Source organism: Enterobacter sp. PGRG2, assembly GCF_030291195.1.
Lineage (GTDB): Bacteria > Pseudomonadota > Gammaproteobacteria > Enterobacterales > Enterobacteriaceae > Enterobacter_D.
The window spans coordinates 3,839,781-3,841,006 of sequence record NZ_CP127837.1; the positions used below are offsets into that span (position 1 = coordinate 3,839,781).

A 1,226-nucleotide genomic window follows, 5' to 3' on the forward strand; every position below is an offset into this window, starting at 1 on the left:
AGCTGGCCGAACCGGAGAAATTATTCGAACGGTTCTGGCGCGGCGATAACGTGCGCCACACCGCCGGCAGCGGCCTGGGACTGTCGCTGGTGAGCGCTATCGCCGCATTACACGGCGGCAGCGCGTATTACCGTCACGAGCATGGGAAGAATATTTTTGGGGTGCGGCTGGGTGGCTGAATAAGCGCAAATAGCGGACGTTCTGGCCCTGTGCTAACAGTAGAATGCTGAAATAAGGGTATGAGAATGAGCATTACAGCGATACGTGAATGGCATATGAATGAGTATACGATTAGCACAGACCCGGAAAAACTGGATGTGCAGGCGGTGCATCAGTATTTAACGAGATCCACATGGGCTAAAGGAATTGATCTGGAAACCGTTGTGGCCTCCATCGGCAACAGCCTTAACTTTGGCATTTATCATAATGACTCCCAGACAGGCTTTGCTCGTCTGATAACAGATTATGCCACTTTCGCCTATCTGTGCGATGTCTATGTACTTGAGCAATATCAGGGCGAAGGTCTGGGAAAATGGCTGATGGCCTGTATTCACGACCACCCGGTTTTCGAAAAATTACGCAGAATTATGTTGTTCACAACTACGGCACCCTGGCTTTATGAAAAATTTGGCTATGAACCCGTTAACAGGGAAAATTACGCGTGGACCATTACACGACCTGATATCTACCTTCACCGATAACAGTGGAACCGGCATGACATTAGCCAGCGTTCAGGAGTGGCATAGCGTGTCGGCAACAGGGACAAAAGAGAAAAACAGGCAGGCTGCGTATCCACGGTAAAACGCGCCTGCTTGTATTATTTAAGGAAGCTCGTGTTATTAGCCCGGACCTGATATTAGAAAAATTCCATCTGGTCGTAGGGATGTTCTCTGCACGCGCCCATTTCGCCGCAGGAGTAAAGCCAAGCGTTTTCACATAAAAATCAAAGCTTCTGGATACATCACTCACCGCGAGCGTGATGTGATTGAGGGCTTGCAGCATAATGGATCTCTTCAGCAGGGTGCATGGAGTTATAACGCTAGCATAAAAGGGCGTCACGCACCGAATGAGCGAGAAGCGGTTATGTTAGCGATGGAATACTATCTTTATGAAAACAAACGTATAGCTCGTTCGCCCATGTTCATGATAGTGCCCCGGCGCTAAACACGCGAGGTAAAATCCGTAAGATCGGGGCTTCAGATGTCTGCTTTGCGCGAGAAGCGGAC

General features: G+C 49.3%; 2 protein-coding genes and 1 pseudogene. 2 read left to right on the forward strand and 1 reads right to left on the reverse strand.

The features are described 5' to 3' along the window. Positions 1–179: ATP-binding protein (locus QRD42_RS17150; RefSeq protein WP_321988787.1), on the forward strand; the 179-nt coding region annotated here is incomplete at its 5' end. 66 nt (positions 180–245) lie between these two features. Then, a complete protein-coding gene (locus tag QRD42_RS17155) occupies positions 246–701 on the forward strand; it encodes a GNAT family N-acetyltransferase (protein WP_321987697.1) in 456 nt (151 codons plus the stop codon). A 199-nt stretch (positions 702–900) separates the two neighbouring features. Here QRD42_RS17155 and QRD42_RS19630 read toward each other — a convergent pair. Further along, positions 901–1,002: pseudogene (locus QRD42_RS19630) on the reverse strand (VOC family protein); the annotation flags it as partial. Positions 1,003–1,226: the final 224 nt, after the last annotated feature.